The 16,590-nt window shown below is 68.4% G+C and carries 18 protein-coding genes, 1 tRNA gene and 3 pseudogenes; 8 read left to right on the top strand and 14 right to left on the bottom strand.

Annotated features, from left to right (window positions below):
• Positions 1 to 218: 218 nt before the first annotated feature.
• Positions 219 to 2,129, bottom strand: coding sequence for a caspase, EACC1-associated type (locus tag AC07CM_RS43100; protein WP_478882012.1), 1,911 nt, complete (start codon positions 2,127 to 2,129; stop codon positions 219 to 221).
• Complete coding sequence (locus AC07CM_RS43095) at positions 2,129 to 2,533, bottom strand: effector-associated constant component EACC1 (protein ID WP_478882011.1); 405 nt, start codon at positions 2,531 to 2,533, stop codon at positions 2,129 to 2,131. The genes AC07CM_RS43100 and AC07CM_RS43095 overlap by 1 nt, the downstream gene beginning before the upstream one ends.
• Positions 2,534 to 2,936: 403 nt before the next feature.
• Between AC07CM_RS43095 and AC07CM_RS43090 the strand changes: the two are divergent.
• The 6 genes and pseudogenes from AC07CM_RS43090 to AC07CM_RS43065 form a co-directional block, all read left to right on the top strand.
• Positions 2,937 to 3,233 (top strand): annotated as a pseudogene (locus AC07CM_RS43090) (IS5/IS1182 family transposase); the annotation flags it as partial.
• 79 nt (positions 3,234 to 3,312) lie between these two features.
• Entirely contained in the window at positions 3,313 to 4,149 is an 837-nt protein-coding gene (gene efeU, locus AC07CM_RS43085; RefSeq protein WP_478882010.1) for an iron uptake transporter permease EfeU, read from the top strand.
• A 59-nt stretch (positions 4,150 to 4,208) separates the two neighbouring features.
• Positions 4,209 to 4,919, top strand: a complete 711-nt coding sequence (locus AC07CM_RS43080) for a cupredoxin domain-containing protein (protein WP_478882009.1) — start codon at positions 4,209 to 4,211, stop codon at positions 4,917 to 4,919.
• Between the two features lie 409 nt (positions 4,920 to 5,328).
• Positions 5,329 to 5,760, top strand: a complete 432-nt coding sequence (locus AC07CM_RS43075; protein ID WP_478882008.1) for a hypothetical protein — start codon at positions 5,329 to 5,331, stop codon at positions 5,758 to 5,760.
• Positions 5,757 to 6,632, top strand: coding sequence for a hypothetical protein (locus AC07CM_RS43070; RefSeq protein ID WP_478882031.1), 876 nt, complete (start codon positions 5,757 to 5,759; stop codon positions 6,630 to 6,632). Before AC07CM_RS43075 ends, AC07CM_RS43070 begins: the two co-directional genes overlap by 4 nt.
• Positions 6,599 to 7,119: pseudogene (locus AC07CM_RS43065) on the top strand (transposase); the annotation flags it as partial. The gene AC07CM_RS43070 and the pseudogene AC07CM_RS43065, both read left to right, overlap by 34 nt.
• Before the next feature lie 158 nt (positions 7,120 to 7,277).
• Here AC07CM_RS43065 and AC07CM_RS43060 read toward each other — a convergent pair.
• The 11 genes and pseudogenes from AC07CM_RS43060 to AC07CM_RS43010 all read right to left on the bottom strand — a co-directional run.
• On the bottom strand, positions 7,278 to 7,610 hold the full coding sequence (locus AC07CM_RS43060; protein WP_478882007.1) for a hypothetical protein: 333 nt from the start codon (positions 7,608 to 7,610) through the stop codon (positions 7,278 to 7,280).
• A 190-nt stretch (positions 7,611 to 7,800) separates the two neighbouring features.
• Positions 7,801 to 8,673, bottom strand: a complete 873-nt coding sequence (locus AC07CM_RS43055; protein WP_478882006.1) for a GNAT family N-acetyltransferase — start codon at positions 8,671 to 8,673, stop codon at positions 7,801 to 7,803.
• 98 nt (positions 8,674 to 8,771) lie between these two features.
• A complete protein-coding gene (locus AC07CM_RS43050) occupies positions 8,772 to 8,939 on the bottom strand; it encodes a hypothetical protein (protein ID WP_478882005.1) in 168 nt (55 codons plus the stop codon).
• Positions 8,936 to 10,069, bottom strand: coding sequence for a radical SAM protein (locus AC07CM_RS43045; protein WP_478882004.1), 1,134 nt, complete (start codon positions 10,067 to 10,069; stop codon positions 8,936 to 8,938). Before AC07CM_RS43045 ends, AC07CM_RS43050 begins: the two co-directional genes overlap by 4 nt.
• Before the next feature lie 465 nt (positions 10,070 to 10,534).
• The gene (locus AC07CM_RS43040) at positions 10,535 to 10,915 is read right to left on the bottom strand and encodes a DUF6415 family natural product biosynthesis protein (protein WP_478882003.1); all 381 of its coding nucleotides are present in this window, start codon (positions 10,913 to 10,915) and stop codon (positions 10,535 to 10,537) included.
• Positions 10,912 to 11,112, bottom strand: a complete 201-nt coding sequence (locus tag AC07CM_RS43035) for a hypothetical protein (RefSeq protein WP_478882002.1) — start codon at positions 11,110 to 11,112, stop codon at positions 10,912 to 10,914. Before AC07CM_RS43035 ends, AC07CM_RS43040 begins: the two co-directional genes overlap by 4 nt.
• A gap of 386 nt (positions 11,113 to 11,498) precedes the next feature.
• Positions 11,499 to 12,686: a helix-turn-helix domain-containing protein gene (locus AC07CM_RS43030; RefSeq protein ID WP_478882001.1), complete on the bottom strand. Its 1,188-nt coding sequence runs from the start codon at positions 12,684 to 12,686 to the stop codon at positions 11,499 to 11,501.
• Positions 12,687 to 12,783: 97 nt separating this feature from the next.
• Positions 12,784 to 13,422, bottom strand: coding sequence for an HAD family hydrolase (locus tag AC07CM_RS43025; protein ID WP_478882000.1), 639 nt, complete (start codon positions 13,420 to 13,422; stop codon positions 12,784 to 12,786).
• A gap of 138 nt (positions 13,423 to 13,560) precedes the next feature.
• Positions 13,561 to 14,001, bottom strand: coding sequence for an NUDIX hydrolase (locus AC07CM_RS43020; RefSeq protein ID WP_478881999.1), 441 nt, complete (start codon positions 13,999 to 14,001; stop codon positions 13,561 to 13,563).
• The gene (locus tag AC07CM_RS43015; protein ID WP_478881998.1) at positions 13,998 to 14,183 is read right to left on the bottom strand and encodes a hypothetical protein; all 186 of its coding nucleotides are present in this window, start codon (positions 14,181 to 14,183) and stop codon (positions 13,998 to 14,000) included. Before AC07CM_RS43015 ends, AC07CM_RS43020 begins: the two co-directional genes overlap by 4 nt.
• Before the next feature lie 83 nt (positions 14,184 to 14,266).
• Positions 14,267 to 14,542: pseudogene (locus AC07CM_RS43010) on the bottom strand (dTMP kinase); the annotation flags it as partial.
• A gap of 290 nt (positions 14,543 to 14,832) precedes the next feature.
• Here AC07CM_RS43010 and AC07CM_RS43005 point away from each other — a divergent pair.
• Complete coding sequence (locus AC07CM_RS43005) at positions 14,833 to 15,048, top strand: hypothetical protein (protein WP_478881997.1); 216 nt, start codon at positions 14,833 to 14,835, stop codon at positions 15,046 to 15,048.
• A gap of 186 nt (positions 15,049 to 15,234) precedes the next feature.
• Here AC07CM_RS43005 and AC07CM_RS43000 read toward each other — a convergent pair.
• Positions 15,235 to 15,315, bottom strand: a tRNA-OTHER gene (locus AC07CM_RS43000).
• A gap of 506 nt (positions 15,316 to 15,821) precedes the next feature.
• Here AC07CM_RS43000 and AC07CM_RS42995 point away from each other — a divergent pair.
• Positions 15,822 to 16,490, top strand: coding sequence for an HNH endonuclease family protein (locus tag AC07CM_RS42995; protein ID WP_478881996.1), 669 nt, complete (start codon positions 15,822 to 15,824; stop codon positions 16,488 to 16,490).
• The last annotated feature ends 100 nt before the right edge of the window (positions 16,491 to 16,590 follow it).

Genomic DNA, 16,590 nt, shown 5'->3' with positions numbered 1-16,590 from the left:
CAGCCCGCAGGCCACCGTCAGGGTTGCAGCCTTGGGGAACATCGGTACAGCGGCCTCGAGTCATGAAATTCGGGACGAGAACATCACCCCACACGCCCTGGCAGCGACCGCCGCGCGCCACTTGAGCACGTCGCTCGCGTGGATGGGACGACCGACGCACCCCGGGCAGGCCCGGCAGACCGCCAGCCCTGCCGGGAGCCGGGGGCACTAATGTCAGATCAAGGGATCCTCCGCAGATAGGTCTTGCGGGCGTTGTCGCCCCCGCCGCTACCGCCGTGGGCGAGCGTCTTGCCGTCGGGGCTCATCGCCACTCTGCCGTTTGCGCCACGGGCTACGGTGCCGATGGCGCGGCGGGTGGCCACATCCCACAGCCCGGTCCGGGTCCCTTTGTCGTCGTAGCCTTCGCTCGCGAGCGTCTTGCCGTCGGGGCTGAACGCCACCCATAGGGTGGATTCGCTGGTGAGTGAAGCGATGGAACGGTGGGTGGCCACATCCCACAGCCGAATCCCGTCGCCGCCGCTGGCAAGGGTTTTGCCATTCGGACTGAACGCCACATATCTCGCGCCCGCGCTGGTGAGTGAAGCGATGGAACGGTGGGTGGCTACATCCCACAGCTGGAGCCCGCGGGTACCGCCGCTCGCGGCAAGTGTCGTGCCGTCGGGGCTGAACGCCACCGCGGTGCAAATGCCGGAATCGGCAAGGGTGGCGGCGATGCGGTGGGTGGCTACATCCCACAGCTGGAGAGTGCTGGAGCCGCCGCTGGCAAGGGTTTTGCCGTCCGGACTGAACGCCACCGAAGAGGGGTACGTGTACTTTGCTGTGAGGGTGGCGATGGTGGAACCGCTGTCGACGTCCGAGAGCTGGATGGCGGCGGGGCGGGTTGCGGTGTCGCTGCTGCTGGCGATGGCGAGGGTCTTGCCGTTAGGGCTGAATGTGAGTGAATCGATCCTGTCCAGGTCGTTGGTCGCGATGCTCGCGGTGCTGGTTCCAGTTGACATGTCCCACAGGTGGACCGCGCGCTGACCGCCGACGGCGAGGGTTTTGCCATCGGGACTGAAGGCCAGCTGGAGGACCACGTCCGAGTCGGTGAAGACAGCCTCGGCCGTTCTTGGCTTGCGTTTCGGCTGAGTATCCGGGTCGGTCTTTGGCCAGAGCATCGCCGTGGGCAGGGCGGCTACCGCCGCGATGCTGCCGAGGATCAGGGTTCGCCGTTGAGTGCGGGCCCGGTGTCCAGGGCGCCGGTGAGCATCGGCAACGGCCGTTCTAACAGAGGATGAGATCTGCAGTGCTGGTGGTCTAGCTGCGGTAACGGTCAGCGACGGCTGGTTTCTGTCGACTAGGGCTCCCGCATGCTGACCTTGCCACTTCGGTACCGAGGCCCAGAGCTGCTTCGCGTGTGTCCAGTGGCGGTTCTTCCCGCGGCGGGCGATAACGACGTCGCCTTCCCCGGCGAATCTCAGCTGTGGGGCCAGCGGGGTGCCTTCGGTCATCCAGTGGTGCACTTGCTGGTAGAGCTCCGCGACGGTGAGGTGGTGTCCCTTGGCGTCAGCGTGCCGCAGGCCCCGCACGAGCGTTCCGGTGAACGGGCTGGGCTGGCCGGCTACCTCAGCGGCGCGTGCGAGCTGCGTGGATCTGTTGCTGGCCAGGACGTACCGGCCCTTGCCCACAACCGGAGTGGCAAGGTCGGCGCCCGTCTTGAACGCACCGCTGTGACAGCAGTCGAGCACGATGATGGTGGTCGCAGCGGCTGAGCCGTCGATCATGTTGCTGATTTCTGCAGCGCTCAGCGCGGTGGAGCGGAGGCGGTCGACTGTGGTGTCGCTGGCGCACAGGTACAGCCTGTTGTGTACGTCGAGCTCGCCATGGCCGCTGTAGTACAGCAGCAGCACGTCCTCGCGCACTGCGGTGGAAAAGAACTTATCCAGGTGTTCCCGCAGCTCCTGCACTCGCTTGTCCGGCAGCTGCTGAACGTTGCCGGGAGAGAACAGCCCGACCTTGTCGTCGGTCAGCGCCTGTTGAAGAACCTCGATGTCGACCAGCGGACCGAGCAAAGCAGGCAATGCGTGGGGGTCGCGAGAGAAAGAGGCGTTTCCGATCAGCAGCGCGTGATAGCGCTGGTCGGCCACCATCACTGACCGCCGACGCGCCTGCCAGCCGCCTCCGCCAGCGCCTCGAACGACGCTTGATCGACGTTGTTGCCCGTGATCGTCAGCGTCTGCTCGGCACCTTGATCATCGGTCCACGCCACCGTCAGCGTCCGTGTCTTGTCCCGCTTCAGCCAGGCCCGAAAGCACGCCACCGCAGCCGTCAACACACTGGACGAGCTCAGCGCGATGGTTACAGCAGCGACAGCACCCTTCACACCGGGAGCGGGGATGCTGCGCAGGAATACCGCCCCGGCCTCTTCGCGTAGCGCAGTGTGCAGGGTGACCACTTGATCCGACCAACGTTGATCGTCCGGGTCGAACCTCGCCGTGTCGGCCGTAACTGTCAATGCAGAGCCGAAAGCCATCCCTACCCCCTGCCTGGTCATGTCAGCCGAGCATAGTGTCCGTACAGCACGCGCTACTGCGGATCAGCCAGACAGCATCACACCGCTCGGCGATCCTGGTTGAGGCTGCGCTGCTGGCACCGACTGACCGTTCTCAGCGGCTGATCTCCGTGTTCGTCAGGAGATCGCAGCCCGCGACGACACGTGGCTCGGGCACGCCCTGGCCGCGCACCGCGGGTCCGGCCGGTCCCATACCCCCTTCCCGCGGCGCCAACGCCTGGCTGGACGCCGCCACCGACGTCCTCGCCTGCCGGCCTACCAGATCACCGATCCCGTCGTAACCCTCGGCGCTCCTCCCGACAGCCACCGCGCGGCGCGCCGTACAACGCGGCACCAGGTCTGGCGCAGGAACTGAGGCGCTGGGAGTCAACTTGACCCGGCCCTACACGTGGTGCACGCCTTGGTCCACGGCTCGGGCTGTGAGCGGATCTCCACTCCTGGATGCTCCGACCGAACCATCCGCCGCCGCGTGAAAGAGTGGGCTGAGCAGGGGGTTTCTGAGGCCGTTCATCTTCTCGCCCTTCAAGCGCACGACCGTGTGATCAGCCTGGAACTGTCTGAGATATCGGTGGACGGCTGTATCACCAAGGCCCCGTGCGGCGGCGAGCGCGCAGGCCCGTCCTCGGTGGACCGCGGGAAGCAGGGGCTGAAACGCTCGATCGCCGCCGACGCCCACGGCGTCATGATCGCGGCGTGATGCCGTCTCGATCTGACGTACAGAAACTTGATAGGTAAGGCTTACCTCATCTATCGTCCGCGCCGTGTTCGCCAACTACCTCATCGGCCTGCGCGAGGGGCTCGAAGCGTCCCTCGTCGTCGGCATCCTGGTCGCCTACCTGGTCAAGAGCGGCCGCCGTGACCGGCTGCCGCCCATCTGGGCCGGCGTGCTGAGTGCCGTGGCCCTCAGCCTCGCCTTCGGCGCGGTGCTCACCTTCACCTCCTCCCGCATGTCCTTCGAGGCCCAGGAAGCCTTCGGCGGGTCGCTGTCCATCGTCGCGGTGGGCTTCGTCACCTGGATGATCTTCTGGATGCGGCGCACCGCCCGGCACCTCAGGGCCGAGCTGCACGGCAGGCTCGACGCGGCCCTCGCGATGGGCACCCTGGCCCTGGTCCTCACCGCGTTCATGGCGGTCGGCCGGGAAGGGCTGGAGACCGCTCTGTTCATCTGGACCGCCGTACAGGCCACCGGCCAGAGCACCACCCCGGTCGTCGGCGCCGGCCTCGGCCTGGCCAGCGCCGTCGTGCTGGGCTACCTCTTCTACCGCGGCGCGGTGAAGATCAACCTGGCCAAGTTCTTCACCTGGACCGGCGCGGCCCTGGTCGTCGTCGCCGCCGGGGTCTTCTCCTACGGCGTCCACGACCTGCAGGAAGCGGGCGTGCTGCCCGGCCTGAACGACATCGCCTTCGACGTCTCGGGCGCGGTCCCGCCCAGCAGCTGGTACGGCACCCTGCTCAAGGGCACCGTGAACTTCAGCCCGGCCTCCACCTGGTACGAGATCGCCGCCTGGCTGGCCTACAGCCTGCCGGTGATGACCCTGTTCTTCCTCCCCAGCCGGGCCCGAACCCCGCAACCGGCCGCCGCTCCGGCCGACCGCTGACTCCCCCCCACTGCAGCCACCCGTTCCCCTTGTCGCCCCCGCTCACCGGAGATTCACCCATGCGCACGTCCCGCACGCTCCCCGTCCTCGGCGCCGCCCTGCTCGCCCTTCCCCTCCTGGCCGCCTGCGGCAGCAAGAGCGCAACCGACTCCGCAAGCGGCAAGGTCGCCATCACCGCCACCGACACCGCCTGCAAGGTCGCCAAGACCGAACTGAAGGCGGGCGAGACCACCTTCGCGGTCACCAACAAGGGCGACAAGGCCACCGAGGTGTACGTCTACGGCGAGCACGACGGCGCCTACACCAAGGTCGTCACCGAGGTCGAGAACATCGGACCCGGCACCTCCCGGGACATGGAGGTCAAGCTCGGCGGCGGCACCTACGAAGTCGCCTGCAAGCCCGGCCAGAGCGGCGACGGCATCCGGCAGAAGATCACCGTCGAGGGAGCCGAGGCGGAGGACGAAGCCGAGGGCTCTTACGACCGCGAGGTCGAGGTCGAGGCCAAGGAATACAAGCTCGAAGGTCTCGACGGCTTCACCGCCAAGGCCGGCGAGAAGATCGAGTTCAAGCTGGAGAACGAGGGCACCACCGAGCACGAGCTGGAGATCTTCGGCCCCGACGGCAAGGAGGTCGGCGAGGTGGCCCCGGTCAAGCCCGGCACCACCGCAGAGGCCGTCATCACCCTGGCCAAGCCCGGCACCTACACCTACAAGTGCGGCATCGGCGACCACGCCGACAAGGGCATGAAGAACACCTTCACCGTCAACTGACACATCCGCTGCGGCCCAGCAGTTCTTCGCCAGCGCCGACGCCGCCAAGATTGGTTCGCCGAGTACCCCGACGCGCGGGCCGTTCGCCGACGCCTTCGAGGCCGGACGGCCCGTCGTTCAGCAGTTCCTGGCCGACAGCCCCAAAAAACAGCTGTTGTTGAACCCTTCTTCCGCTGCCCAGTGCCCGACCCGACTGGTTCGGCTCAGGTTGCCTGGCCAAGTCAGTGGCGGCCGGGCCCTGCTCGCGTAGCGGTGTGAAGTCCACGGCCAGCTTCGTCTCGTACGCCTCGGGCTGGGTGCTGAGCTCGTGGGTGGAGTATTTGCTCGTTTTCCGGGCTGATCGGGCTGATTCGCCGCCCACTAGGCGGTACGGTCTGATGTGGGGTCAGCACTGGCAGTGGGGGGTGTGGTGACGGGCATCGAGATCGCGATCGGGTACCTGTTCGCGTGGGCTGTCCGCAAGGCTCAGCGCGTGGCCGGGCGGGCGGATGGGGAAGTCGACCGGGCGTTGGACGCAGGGATGGACCGCCTGCATGACTTGGTGAGCCGGAAACTCGGCGACGACCCCGTGCTGCACCGGCTGATGGAGGAGGCGGCAAGCGGGCGCGAGTCGCCCAGCGACCGGACCCGGCAGCGGGTGCTGCTCGCGCTGGAGGAAGCCGACGAGACCGATGCCGGCTTCGCCGCCGATCTCGAGCAAGCGGTGGCCCATATGCAATCCCTTGCTCCGGCACCCCGCAGTCAGCCTGGAGGGGACCATATCGAGTTCCACCACAACACCTTCCGCGGTCCGGTCCAGGCCAAGGGCGTCCAGCACATCCACCGCGGCGCCGCATCATGACTGACGGCAACAGACAGCACGACGCGCGGGACGAATTCGCGTTCCGCGACAACACCTTCCAAGGCCCCTTCCAAACCGAGGGTGTCCAGTACATCCACTACTACGGCGCGCCCCCGGCGACGCCGCAGGCACGCAGGTGGTGGCAGCGGCGGACGACGGGGGCGTTCGCGGCACTGGCGCTGGTCCTGGCTGCGGGAGGCGCGTACACGGTGTACGCGCTGGGATCGTTCGCCAAACCAGGGGGGATCCCGGTGCCGCGGCTGGTGAATCCCGGTAATGCGAAGCTCCCCTCGTACGTGCACATCCAGGCACAGGAGCATTGTGCCTCCGGCGTCAACTACTACGCGGAGACGGCGGACGACTACCAGAGAGGACAGCACAAGGGGCAGAGGCGTCTGGGGCCGGTAGCCGTCGACATCACCAGCCAGACGTCTTCCAAAGAGGCAGTGCTACTGGTGGGCATGCGGGTCCTGGACGTGCAACGGAAGGCGCCTCCTACCACCGGCATCGCCGTTGAGGACGGGGGGTGCGGAGCGGGAGTGGACGTCAGGCCGTTGTGGACCGATCTGGACAAGACCGATCCACCCATCATCGCGAAGGCGGCCGCCCACCCACCAGTGACCTTCCCCTACAAGATCTCGTCGAACGATCCCGAGGTGTTCGAGCTCACCCTGGAGAACACCACCTGCTTTTGTGCCTTCGCAATCGAGATCGACTGGGTCGCCGCGGGAAAATCCGGCAAAACGATCCTGAACAATGGCGGATCGGGCTTCCTGTCCGGTGCGGCCCCCAAGGTTCCCGCGTACACACTCGACTCGTCCAACAGACTGCTACGGACGACGTACCGGCGGCTTCTCCCACCGCGCTCGTAACCCGATCACGAGTGCGCCCTCTTCGGGGCGCCCCCAGCAACCTCGGCCGGCTATCCTGCCCGCCCTGGGCCCGCAAGTCCCCGAAGATCAGCGAGGCGCTGCGCCTGCTTTACCTGCACGGCCTGTCATCGGGTGACTTCGTGCCCGCTCTGGAGCAGTTCCTCGGCTCCTCCGCCGGCCTCTCGCCCGCCACGGTCACCCGGCTGACTACACAGTGGCAGGCCGATCACGAAGCATCCGGCGAGCGCGACCTGGCGACCACGGACTACGTCTACGTGTGGGCCGACGGCATCCACCTGCGGATCCGCCTGGCCGAGGCGAAGTCCTGCGTGCTCGTCGTCATAGGCGTAGCGCGGACGGCACCAACGAGCTGATCGCGATGGCCGACGGCTACCGCGAGTCCGCCGAGTCCTGGGCCGACCTGCTTCGTGACTGCGCACGGCCCGGAATGCGCGCGCCGGTCCTCGCAGTCGGCGACGGAGCACTGTTGAGCTCTGGCGGGAACTGATCTACGGGGGCTGCGGCTGGACTCGTACGGCATCGCCGAGCGGCTGCGTTCCTGGCGCCAGGCCTGACCCTGACCGGCGCTGTGTATGCCACGAAGAATGGACGGTTGCTCGCTCGGCCGATCGGGCCACGTACTGCTCAGTCAACGCAGCACACCGAAGTAGCCGGGCCCAACTCTGGCGACGTTGCGCAGTCCCGGCCGGCCACGTCGTCGTACGGGCGGCGGCAGGCGCGGCAGTACACCTCGAGCGCGTCGACGCGAGTACCGGCCGTGGCGGTGAACGAGCCGCGGAAGTTGGCAGCTTTCGCGAGCCGGTCTTCGATCTTGATCTCCGCGGCGGCGATCCACACGTGCGCGCGGGGGTCGCCCTTGGGCGGGGCCGGGGCTGGCGGGGGCGCGTTCAGCGGCTCATCGAAGAGGCCCGCGAAGGGTCCTGTTTCCAGCTGATCCCGTACAACCGCTGTCGTCACGTATGGCCTCGCCCTACATCAGTGGCCCCCTGCGTCAACGCCTCGATGTCATATGGACGGAGTGAGCGCCCAGGGCGTTACACCTGGGGACTAATAGGTTGGGGGGAACGGGAAAGGCCCCGCGCATCCGCCACGGTGGAAACGGATGAGCGGGGCGGATGACTCAGAGGCGGGTGTCGTGCGCGGGTTGTCACACCGTCCGCATACACACAAAGCCGAGTGAGGCCAGCCCTTCGGCGCGGCAGAGGTGGTCGGAGGCGCCGCCGACCTCCGTCTGGAGAAGCTGATAGGCGGCGCTGTGCTGTTGGCCCCAGTGCATCGCCGCGCGCCACAGGGCCCGGCCGTAGCCGAAGCCGCGGTACTGGGGCAGCACGCCGAAGTATTGGGGCAGCAGGCGAGCTGCTCCGGCGGCGTCGGTCATGGTCTCCATGGGGCCGATAGCGCCGGCCACGCGGCTGTCATGGAGGACGGTGAGGACGGGGCCGACGTTCCCGGCCTGTATCTGCTGGTGGAGGAAGGCGAACCCGTCGGCGGCCATCTGCTCGGCGAACTCCGCGAACCCTGCACTCTCATGGAGCTGCTTGTCCTCGTGGACCGGCATGCCCGGAGCCTCACCGGGCCCGTGGGTGAAGTCTTTGAGCTGGACGCGGGTTCCCACGCCCTGGGCGTCCGTCTCGGGCTGCTCGGGGCCGAGGAACCAGACCACGCGGGCCTTGGCGGCGCCGTGGACGGCGGCGAGCTTGCGGGCCAGGTCGGCGCCAGCCGACAGGCTGTCGGGCGCCGCGCCGTACACGTGGACCTTGACGGCGCCGGCGCCGCGCTCGGTGGACGTGGGCATGAGGGTCTGACGCTGGCCGTGGTCGATGGCATCCACCAGGACACGCTCGGTCTTAGTGTCGGACCAGCGGCGGTCTTTGTCGTACGAGAGGAAACGGCTAGTTCCTGCGATATCCACGACGGCCTCGAACAGGTCTGGAAGCGGGTCACCCTGACGCACAGGGCCGAGGGTCGGCACGTACGGCACGGGCATCACAGGCTCAATCCAGCCCCAGTTGAAGCGCATGCACGCACGCTACTCAGGTAGCGCGCACGCCGCAGGCCCCGGCGTAAATTGCTGCCGGGGCCTGCGCGTTCACCACCTGATCAGGCGGGGATCAGACACTAGTGCGGGTTGTCGTCGCCGGCGTCGCAGGAGCATTCAGCGCTCTCGACGATGTCGTCCAGGTCGGCGACGGCAGTGATGGACGCGGCAGCCACCGGCGGAGCCGCGCGGCGGGCGCCCATGGGCGCGCGGGGCAGGATCTGCACCGGTACGGGGAGAGCTGTCATGACGTGACTTTCTCCTTCGTGTTGTCTCCGTGCTGGCAGTAGCTGTGCAGCGGTGCCTTGGCCTCCTGGTAGTGCTTGGCCAGGGGGCGGCAGACCCGGCAGGTGCCGGACAGGGCACAGCCCTCGCACCCTCCGGTGCGAAGCATCAGGCGGTCGGCGATCGCGCCGAGCCGCAGCAGTCCGTCCGCGCCCTCAGCCATGAGGTCGATTTGGTCGTCCCGGCCGACCTTGCAGATCGACACCAGGCCGTGCGGATCGGCGTGGAAGAACGTGTGGCCAGCGTTGCACCCGGCAAATGGCTTGCGCTGACGCAGGTGGGCCGCCGACTGGGCGAGCAGCGGCTCACCGCCTCCGGTGATCGTCGGGGTCATGTTCGTGTACGCGTGGTGCTCGATGCCCCACTCCTCGGCGAGGGCAGTCATCGCGTCGGCCTCATCCGCATTGGCCTCGGTGACGACGATGTTGAGGCGAAGCGGCAAGCCGGCTTCACGTGCAGCGGTCATGCCACGCCGGAACGCCTTCCAGGAACCGCGGCGCTGCGTCACCTGCTCGTAACTGGCCTCGGTTGCGCCGTAGAGACTGATCACGAGCCGGTAGGGCGGGCAGTCCCGGAACAGGCGCAGCAGGTCCGGGCGCCACAGCAGGGATCCGTTCGTGGAGATAGTGAGCATCATCCCCGCCAGCCAGGCGTACCGGTAGGCGCCCTCGAAGTCTCGATCCATGGTGGGCTCGCCGCCGGTGATCTGGAGCCAGAGGACCCCGGCCTCGCGCATGATGTCGAGCAGGCGGACCTTGTCCTGCCAGCCGAGGCCCGCGACTGGCCGTTCGCCGAGGTAGCAGTGCGGGCAGCCGTAGTTGCAGCCGAGGTTGATCTCCCACGAGGCCCGGCAGTAGCCGTACGGGGACGGTTCGCGAACCAGGACCGTGCCGTCCATGGGAAGCCCGCCGACGTCGAGACCCCACGCGCTAGCAGCGGTGTCGGCCACCCACCGGGGAACGGTCTGCCCGGCCGCTGCGGCAGCCCGGAGCTGCTCATAGTGGTCGGCTGGGATGCGTGTGCCCGACCTGGCGCCGGGGCGCAGCAGCAGGCGGCCGTCGAGGAACGGACTGGCGATCAGCTTGTGCGGCACGACGCTGCCTCCTGTCCTGAACGCAGGGGAGCCAGCGCCGGTGCGGAAGGGGTCGGCCGGGAGGCGTCACAGTAGATCTCGCCGAGCCCGAAGCATGTGCCGCAGCTCTCGCCGGCGGAGTTAGCACCGCTGCCGTGGCATTCTGTGCACTTCTCAGCGCGTGGCGGCACGGGGCGCCTAGTCGTCAATGGGGGTACGAGTGTCAGCACAGGAACTCCTTCGTCCCGGTGTGCCAGTAGGGCTTCTCGCGGAGGTTCGGTCCCATCCGGGGATTCCTACTGGGTGCGGAGTATGGAGACCCGCCCCGCCGATGCTCTTTCCGGAGACACCGACGGGCCGGGCGTTCTGGGGTGCGGCCCTGACCCGGAGCGGCCGCCATGGGGGTGCGTCAGTGCTGCGCCCTCGCGACCAGGGCGAGGACGGCGGTCACGGCTGCCACGTACATGAGCAGGCCGGTTACGGCCTTCACGGCTTCGGGCTGAGGCCGGTCTGGTAGTGATCGCTCAGCGCCCTCAGTACGCGCGCCAGACGGCGGGCGTGGCCCACGTCTCCGCCATATCGCGGGCTGGGCCCGGCCTCGAGCTTGCGGCGTGCTTCGCTGGCGCAGGCCATCGCGCAGTACCGCGAGACGCTGTCCTTCGACAGTCGCGCGGCCTTCTTCTCCACCTCGGGGATCAGCAGCTCCAGGTGGCCGCGCAGCATCGCGGTGAGGGTGGCCAGCTCTTTGGGGGCCGGGGGCAGCGCTTCGGGACCGTCGTCCGGTCCCAGCAGCAGGGCCGCGGTCTCGCGCATGGTCTCGAGGTCCGTCAGGTCCGTGGCGTTGCTGTGGCTGAGTGAGGCGTTCACCGGCGCACCGCCTGTGCAGGCTGGCAGCCCTTGCACGCGCACGGCGGGTACGCGGTGTCCATGGTGTGCGGCATAGGCTCGTTGCGGGGCGGCACGGTGATCGTGCCGCTGGCCTGGGTGATCGTGCCGTGGCGGTTCACGGAGTAGACCCGCATTGTCATTCCGCCGCCGCCGGGACTGGCGGTATCGTCCGTCATGTCGACGCTCCCTCAGTGGTTTGAGCGTTGGCCACTCCCGGGACCGGTCGCGCGGTCGCCGGGCCTTGCGTGGCACCTGCCGGGCGTCGTCGCCTCGGCGCCACCCGGGACCGGCAGCCGCAAGAGCGGACCTGCCAGACTCGGTTAGCGCCGGAGACGACGACTACGCCCGCCGCGCGCAGAGGACGGTTCACGGCTCCGCAGTCGAAGCACGCCTCGCCGTGAAGGCGAACGATGCTCACACGGCGGTCAACGACCGTAGGAGCGAACGAGCGTGCTTCCTGCATTTCCCGTGCCCATCTGTGGTACCTGCGCGTGGCACACATGCTGGGGGCGAAGGAGCGTCACAAGTACCCCGGTGAGGGGTACTTGGGAACGGCTAGTGCTCAGGTGGCCGCGCACCATTCCGCGAAGGACGTCAGCGTCTCCGAGTCGGCGCGACGCAGCCGCCGCAGCGTCGAAGCATCTTCCCGGACCCAGGGATGCTCCCGGGTGTGCTGAGGTGCGATCTTGCGGGCCACCTTCAACGACTCGAACGCACCATCGGGCAGGCCCGCCCACAGCTGGGCGCGCGCCATCTCGATGTAGAAGCCGCTGCGGCGCTCTGCAGCGAGGCTGGTCGGAGGCTTCCACTCATGTGTGATGTCTAGGGCGGTGCTCACATGGTCACCGCCGAGGCTGACCGCGACCGACACCTGATGGATCCGCACCGAGTCGGGTCCGAAGGCGGTGCCGTAGTAGACGTCCTCCTTCACCTGCTCGGCCAGGCGCTCGGCGTCCCCCAGGTGCGCGGCCGCAGCGTCCGCGTCCTTGGCTCGGCCGGCGATCACGGCGGCCCTCATGTGCAGCGACCCTCGAGCGGCACGCTGCGCTGGCGTCGCCGGAGAGGGCGCCGCGTCGATGGCCTGCACGAGCGCGCGCAGGCCTGCGGCATGAGCCCGTGCCGCGAAGAAGGTCTCGGTGCGCACGTACGCCACCGATGCCGTCAGCAGAGGGTCCTCAGCCGCCGTCGCAGCCCACCGCATCAGCTCGACCAGGCGGGCAGAGAGGTCGTGAGCGCCGAGCTTGTAGGCGGCCGCGTCTGCACAGCGGTAGGCGCTCACCAGCAGCTGCGCCAGTTCGGCTCGCTCCGCGCCGGCTGCCATGTGATAGGCGCGTGTCAGCTTGGCCAAGAGGTCCGGAAGGTCGCGGATGATCCGCGTGTACTGCGCGCCGAGCCTCCACTGCACCGCCGCGCCGACCGCTTCGCGCAGCTCGGCCAGCGGCCGGACGGGACCGTCCTCGGGGCAGTCGTAAGCGGCGATGGCGGCCGAAAGCGCCGGCAGACCGTCCCGGGCCTGCGAGTGGGCCGGTCCTCGATCGTGGCGCAGCCGTGCGGGGTCAACTCCGAGCGCATCGGCGATGGCCTGCAGGGTGTCGTCGGTGACGCCCCTCTCACCACGCTCGATCTTGCGGATCGTTCCTAAGGCCACACAGGCGGCATCCGCCAGTTGCTGCTGTGTCAGCTTGGGCCGTACGACGCTTCGGTAGTAGGCGATCCTGCGGCCTACTCCCCCGTCAGTGCTCGCGGGCATAATGTCTCCGTTCGGGCATCCACTTCCGAACGGTACCCGCGTCGCACGCCGCGCGTACCCGAGGCGGCTCCACCAACTCGGCGGGGCCGCCTTGTTGTTATCCGATGATCCCCACCAGGTCCATGAGCCCATCGATGCGCCAATCCGCCGCGGCGATCGTCTCCGGCGCATCGGCCCACAGATGTCCCCACGGCCCGCGCCGCACGTGGGCCGTTCTCAGCCCGGCCGTTTTGGCCGGGTGAACGTCATTGGCGGGGTGGTCACCCACGTACACGATGCGGTGGGCCGGCGTCTCTGCCACCTCGATGACCCGCTGGAAGAACTCCGGCTGTGGCTTAGCCACGCCCCATTCCGCGGACGTGACGATCACGTCGACAGGTAGCTCGAGTGCGCGCAGCAGCTGCCCGGCGCGGGCGGTCTGATTGCCCGCGACGACCACCCGAACACCCGCCCGGCGGAGGGCGGAAAGAGCCGGACGTACGTCTGCGTACAGGTCGGCCTCGTCGAGGCGCTCGCCGCGGCCAGCAGCCTCGCGTGCCTCGTACTCGGCGGCGACATCGATGCCTGGACGGATAAGTCTCAGCGCCTCGGCGTTGTCCATGCCTTGGGCCACGACGGCGCCGACGAGCGCGGACAGGGTATGACGGGGGACGCCAAGCCAGTCAGCCCAGGACGCCCAGTAGCGGTCGTCTCGGGTGATCGTCTCGCCGACGTCGAACACAACGGTGTCAATCATGTCGTGAAGCCTAGGCGCGTCGCGATATCACCTGCGGCGCCGGATACCCCGGTGCAACGCAAAGAGCCCCCCGCCGCCCCGAACTTAAGCCACAGGGGGAGCGGACGAGCGGGGCTGTCTGAGGGGGTCGTGCAGCTGCTACCAGCCGTGCAGCGTCAGGGAGTTGGACTGGTTGAGGCAGCCGTTCAGGCCTGCGCTGGGGTACTCGATGATGTCCTCGGGGAGATCATGGTCGGCGAACCATTGGAGTGCCAGGCACTTCTCGGGCTCCTTGTTGGTGGGCGTTCCCTCCCACTCGGTGGCCCGGAAGAAGAACCCGATGCGTTCGGATCCGTCTTCCTGCCGGTGGTGCACGACGTGCCGCAGCTCCAGGTGAGTTGGATCGACCTTGACGTCGGTCTCCTCGAACAGTTCGCGGGCTGCCCCGACGGTCAGGGGTTCGCCCTGGTCGAGCTTGCCGGAGGGCAGATGCCACCGGCGGTAGCCGTAGGGGCCCCCTCTCTGCGAGAGAAGGATCTTGTGGCCGTGGCGGAGAAGGACGTGAGTGTCGATGGTGGGCTGTGCCGGCTGTCCGCTCATGATTCCTGGGGGGTCGGGGTGGTGGCTGAAGCATCTGACGGTAGTGGGAGGGCGGGGAGCGCGTCGGCGATTCGGCGCGCGACCTCCGAAGGGGCGATCGCGGTGCTGTCGACCACGAGCACCTTGGACTTGAGGTCTTCGAGGACGTTCGCGGCGTCGCGGTACAGCTCCACCTCCTGCATGGGCGCTTTGGGTCGGCCCGGAAGCGGTGCGTGATGCCGGCCCGGGCTATGCGGCCGGTGATCGTGTCGGGGGAAGCGGTCAGGATCACCGCCAGGTCGGGCTTCGGGGCGTAGTCGTTGAGCAGGAGCAGAAACTCCATCAGTACGCCGTCGGGCCGCTGCAGGACGAGGGTCGATGCCATGTACCGGTCGGAGATGAGCAGCCGGCCACCGTTGAGTGCGGGGTCGATGGTGGTCTCGATGTGCCGGTACCGGGCGGCTGCGACGAGGCGGGCCAGGGCCAGGCCGTGAAGCTGTCCGCCGTGTGTGCGGGTGGAGTCGCCGAGGAAGGTTCTCCGCGGGGCGGCTCGACTGTCCACTGGACAGGAACACCCTGCGCGGAGAGCAGAGCTTGCAGCTCCCGGATGGTGGGGGACTTGCCCACGCCGCTCGGCCCGAGGCCTCCAGGGCTCCCAGTCGGCTGCCGCCCGTACGCCGGGGGCTGAAACAGCCGACGGTGAGCCGCGCCGTCCGGGAGCACCCCGAGCGCCCCTGACCCCACAGGCTGACGAAAGCCCTGCCGACTTCTCCGGGCGGCAGGGCCCTCGCGCCGTACGCGGACAGCCTACCCCCACGTGCACCGCGCGCCACGGCAAGCGAGCCTGGACCCATGGTCTCCGTGCACGTGATCGTCTACCCACCGACCGAGACCGGCGGCCGACAAGTGCGAGCCGACGGGGAGATCCTCGGGACCGCCCACTCGCTGCACGACCTCGTTGTGTTCCTGCAGCACGCCGGCCTGGAGGGCTGGGACGAACTGGACGTCGTGCAGCACGCGGAACTGATCGAGTGGCGGGGCGGCGGCCCGGAAACCTGGATGCTGTGAACTTGCGCCGTCCGGTTCCTGTCGTCGGACAGCCACAAGTGCCAGACATGCGAGCGCTCCGCCGGCCAACTCCCGGCGGGGCCCTGGTGTCTCCGGGGGCGTCTCACCCGCGCGGCTGACCTCCCCGGCGGGGAACCGCTGGTGCGGGAAGGCCCAGTCATCTGGTCCCCACCCGATCCCGGCAGACGGTGCGGGGCCGGAGTCGAACCGGCGTCCATGCCAGCGATGCACCCGGCCGCTCTGTACCCAGTGAGCTACCCGCGGACCAGGATTGCCAGATGCACGACCGCCCCGCCTCAAGCGTGGAGGCAGGGCGGAAGGCAGCCGATCGGCCGACACCGCCAGATCTACTTGAGGGGGGCGTCGGTGGCGAGGAGGCGAGCCATCTCCGGTGTGCCGGAGGGTGGCGGTGTGAGCGGTTCTGGACCGCGTGCTCCAGCTCGTGATGGTTGCTTCCGGTCTCCTCGGCGTGAGCGGAGATCGCGGCCGGTGCCGCTTCGGACGCTTCACGCCAGCGGCGCCACTGGGCGCCGTACTCCTCGCCGGAGGGACCCGCCGGGCGGGCACGCTCCGTCTCGGCGGCACGGTTCGGCTCGACCAGGTCTTCGGGGATGTCTGCCACGTGGACGGATGTTAAGCGGCTGGTGTGCCCTGCCGACCATCCCACTTACCGGCCGATCGGGTGGAAGTCGCTGCCAGGTCCGGGCGTGCCGGAGGCTGGATCCTCTAGGAAGATCACGGACTGTTGGTGATCTTCGAGAGGGACTTGTCTCGTGCGTTTTGCCCGCGCCGCTGCAACGGCCACCGTGTTCGCTGCCCTGTTCATCCCCGCGACCGCCCACCCCGCGCCGGCCGCCGACCCCGGCCAGACGTTCACCCTCCCCGTGCGGGACGCTCTGGCCCTGCTGCCGGTCCGCACTGAGGACCGTACCGGCTATGAGCGCAGCAAGTTCAAGCACTGGGTGGACGCGGACAAGGACGGCTGTAATACGCGGGCGGAGGTATTGAAGGAGGAGGCGGTCGTTGCACCCGAGCAGGGTGCGAACTGCACGCTGACGGGAGGGGAGTGGTATTCCTCGTACGACGACCGGTACATCCAGGGGCCTCGTGGTCTCGACATCGACCACCTCGTTCCGCTCGCAGAGGCGTGGGACTCGGGTGCCTCGGCTTGGTCGGCGGCGGAGCGGGAGGCCTACGCCAACGATCTCGGGGATGACCGGGCGCTGATCGCGGTGTCTGCCGCTTCCAACCGGTCCAAGGCGGATCAGGACCCCAGTACGTGGCTGCCGCCGGCTGCTGGCTACCGCTGCCAGTACGTCACCGACTGGATCGCGGACAAGACCCGCTGGGGGTTGAGCATCGACACCATCGAACAGAGGGCGCTCACCGAGGAATTGAGCCGCTGTTCCGACGTTCCGATCTCCGTCACGACGGCCCGGTAGGCGTGGGGGTTGTGTTGGGGGAGGGGGCACCCCCCCGGCTTCTTGGGGCAACGGCCGCCTCCCGCTCCCCACTTGGGGGGGACGGGGGGGGGTGGGCGGG

The organism is Streptomyces sp. NPDC044061, assembly GCF_056434305.1.
The sequence above is the reverse complement of the archived record's forward strand: the minus strand, read 5'-3'. Positions and strand labels throughout refer to the sequence as shown.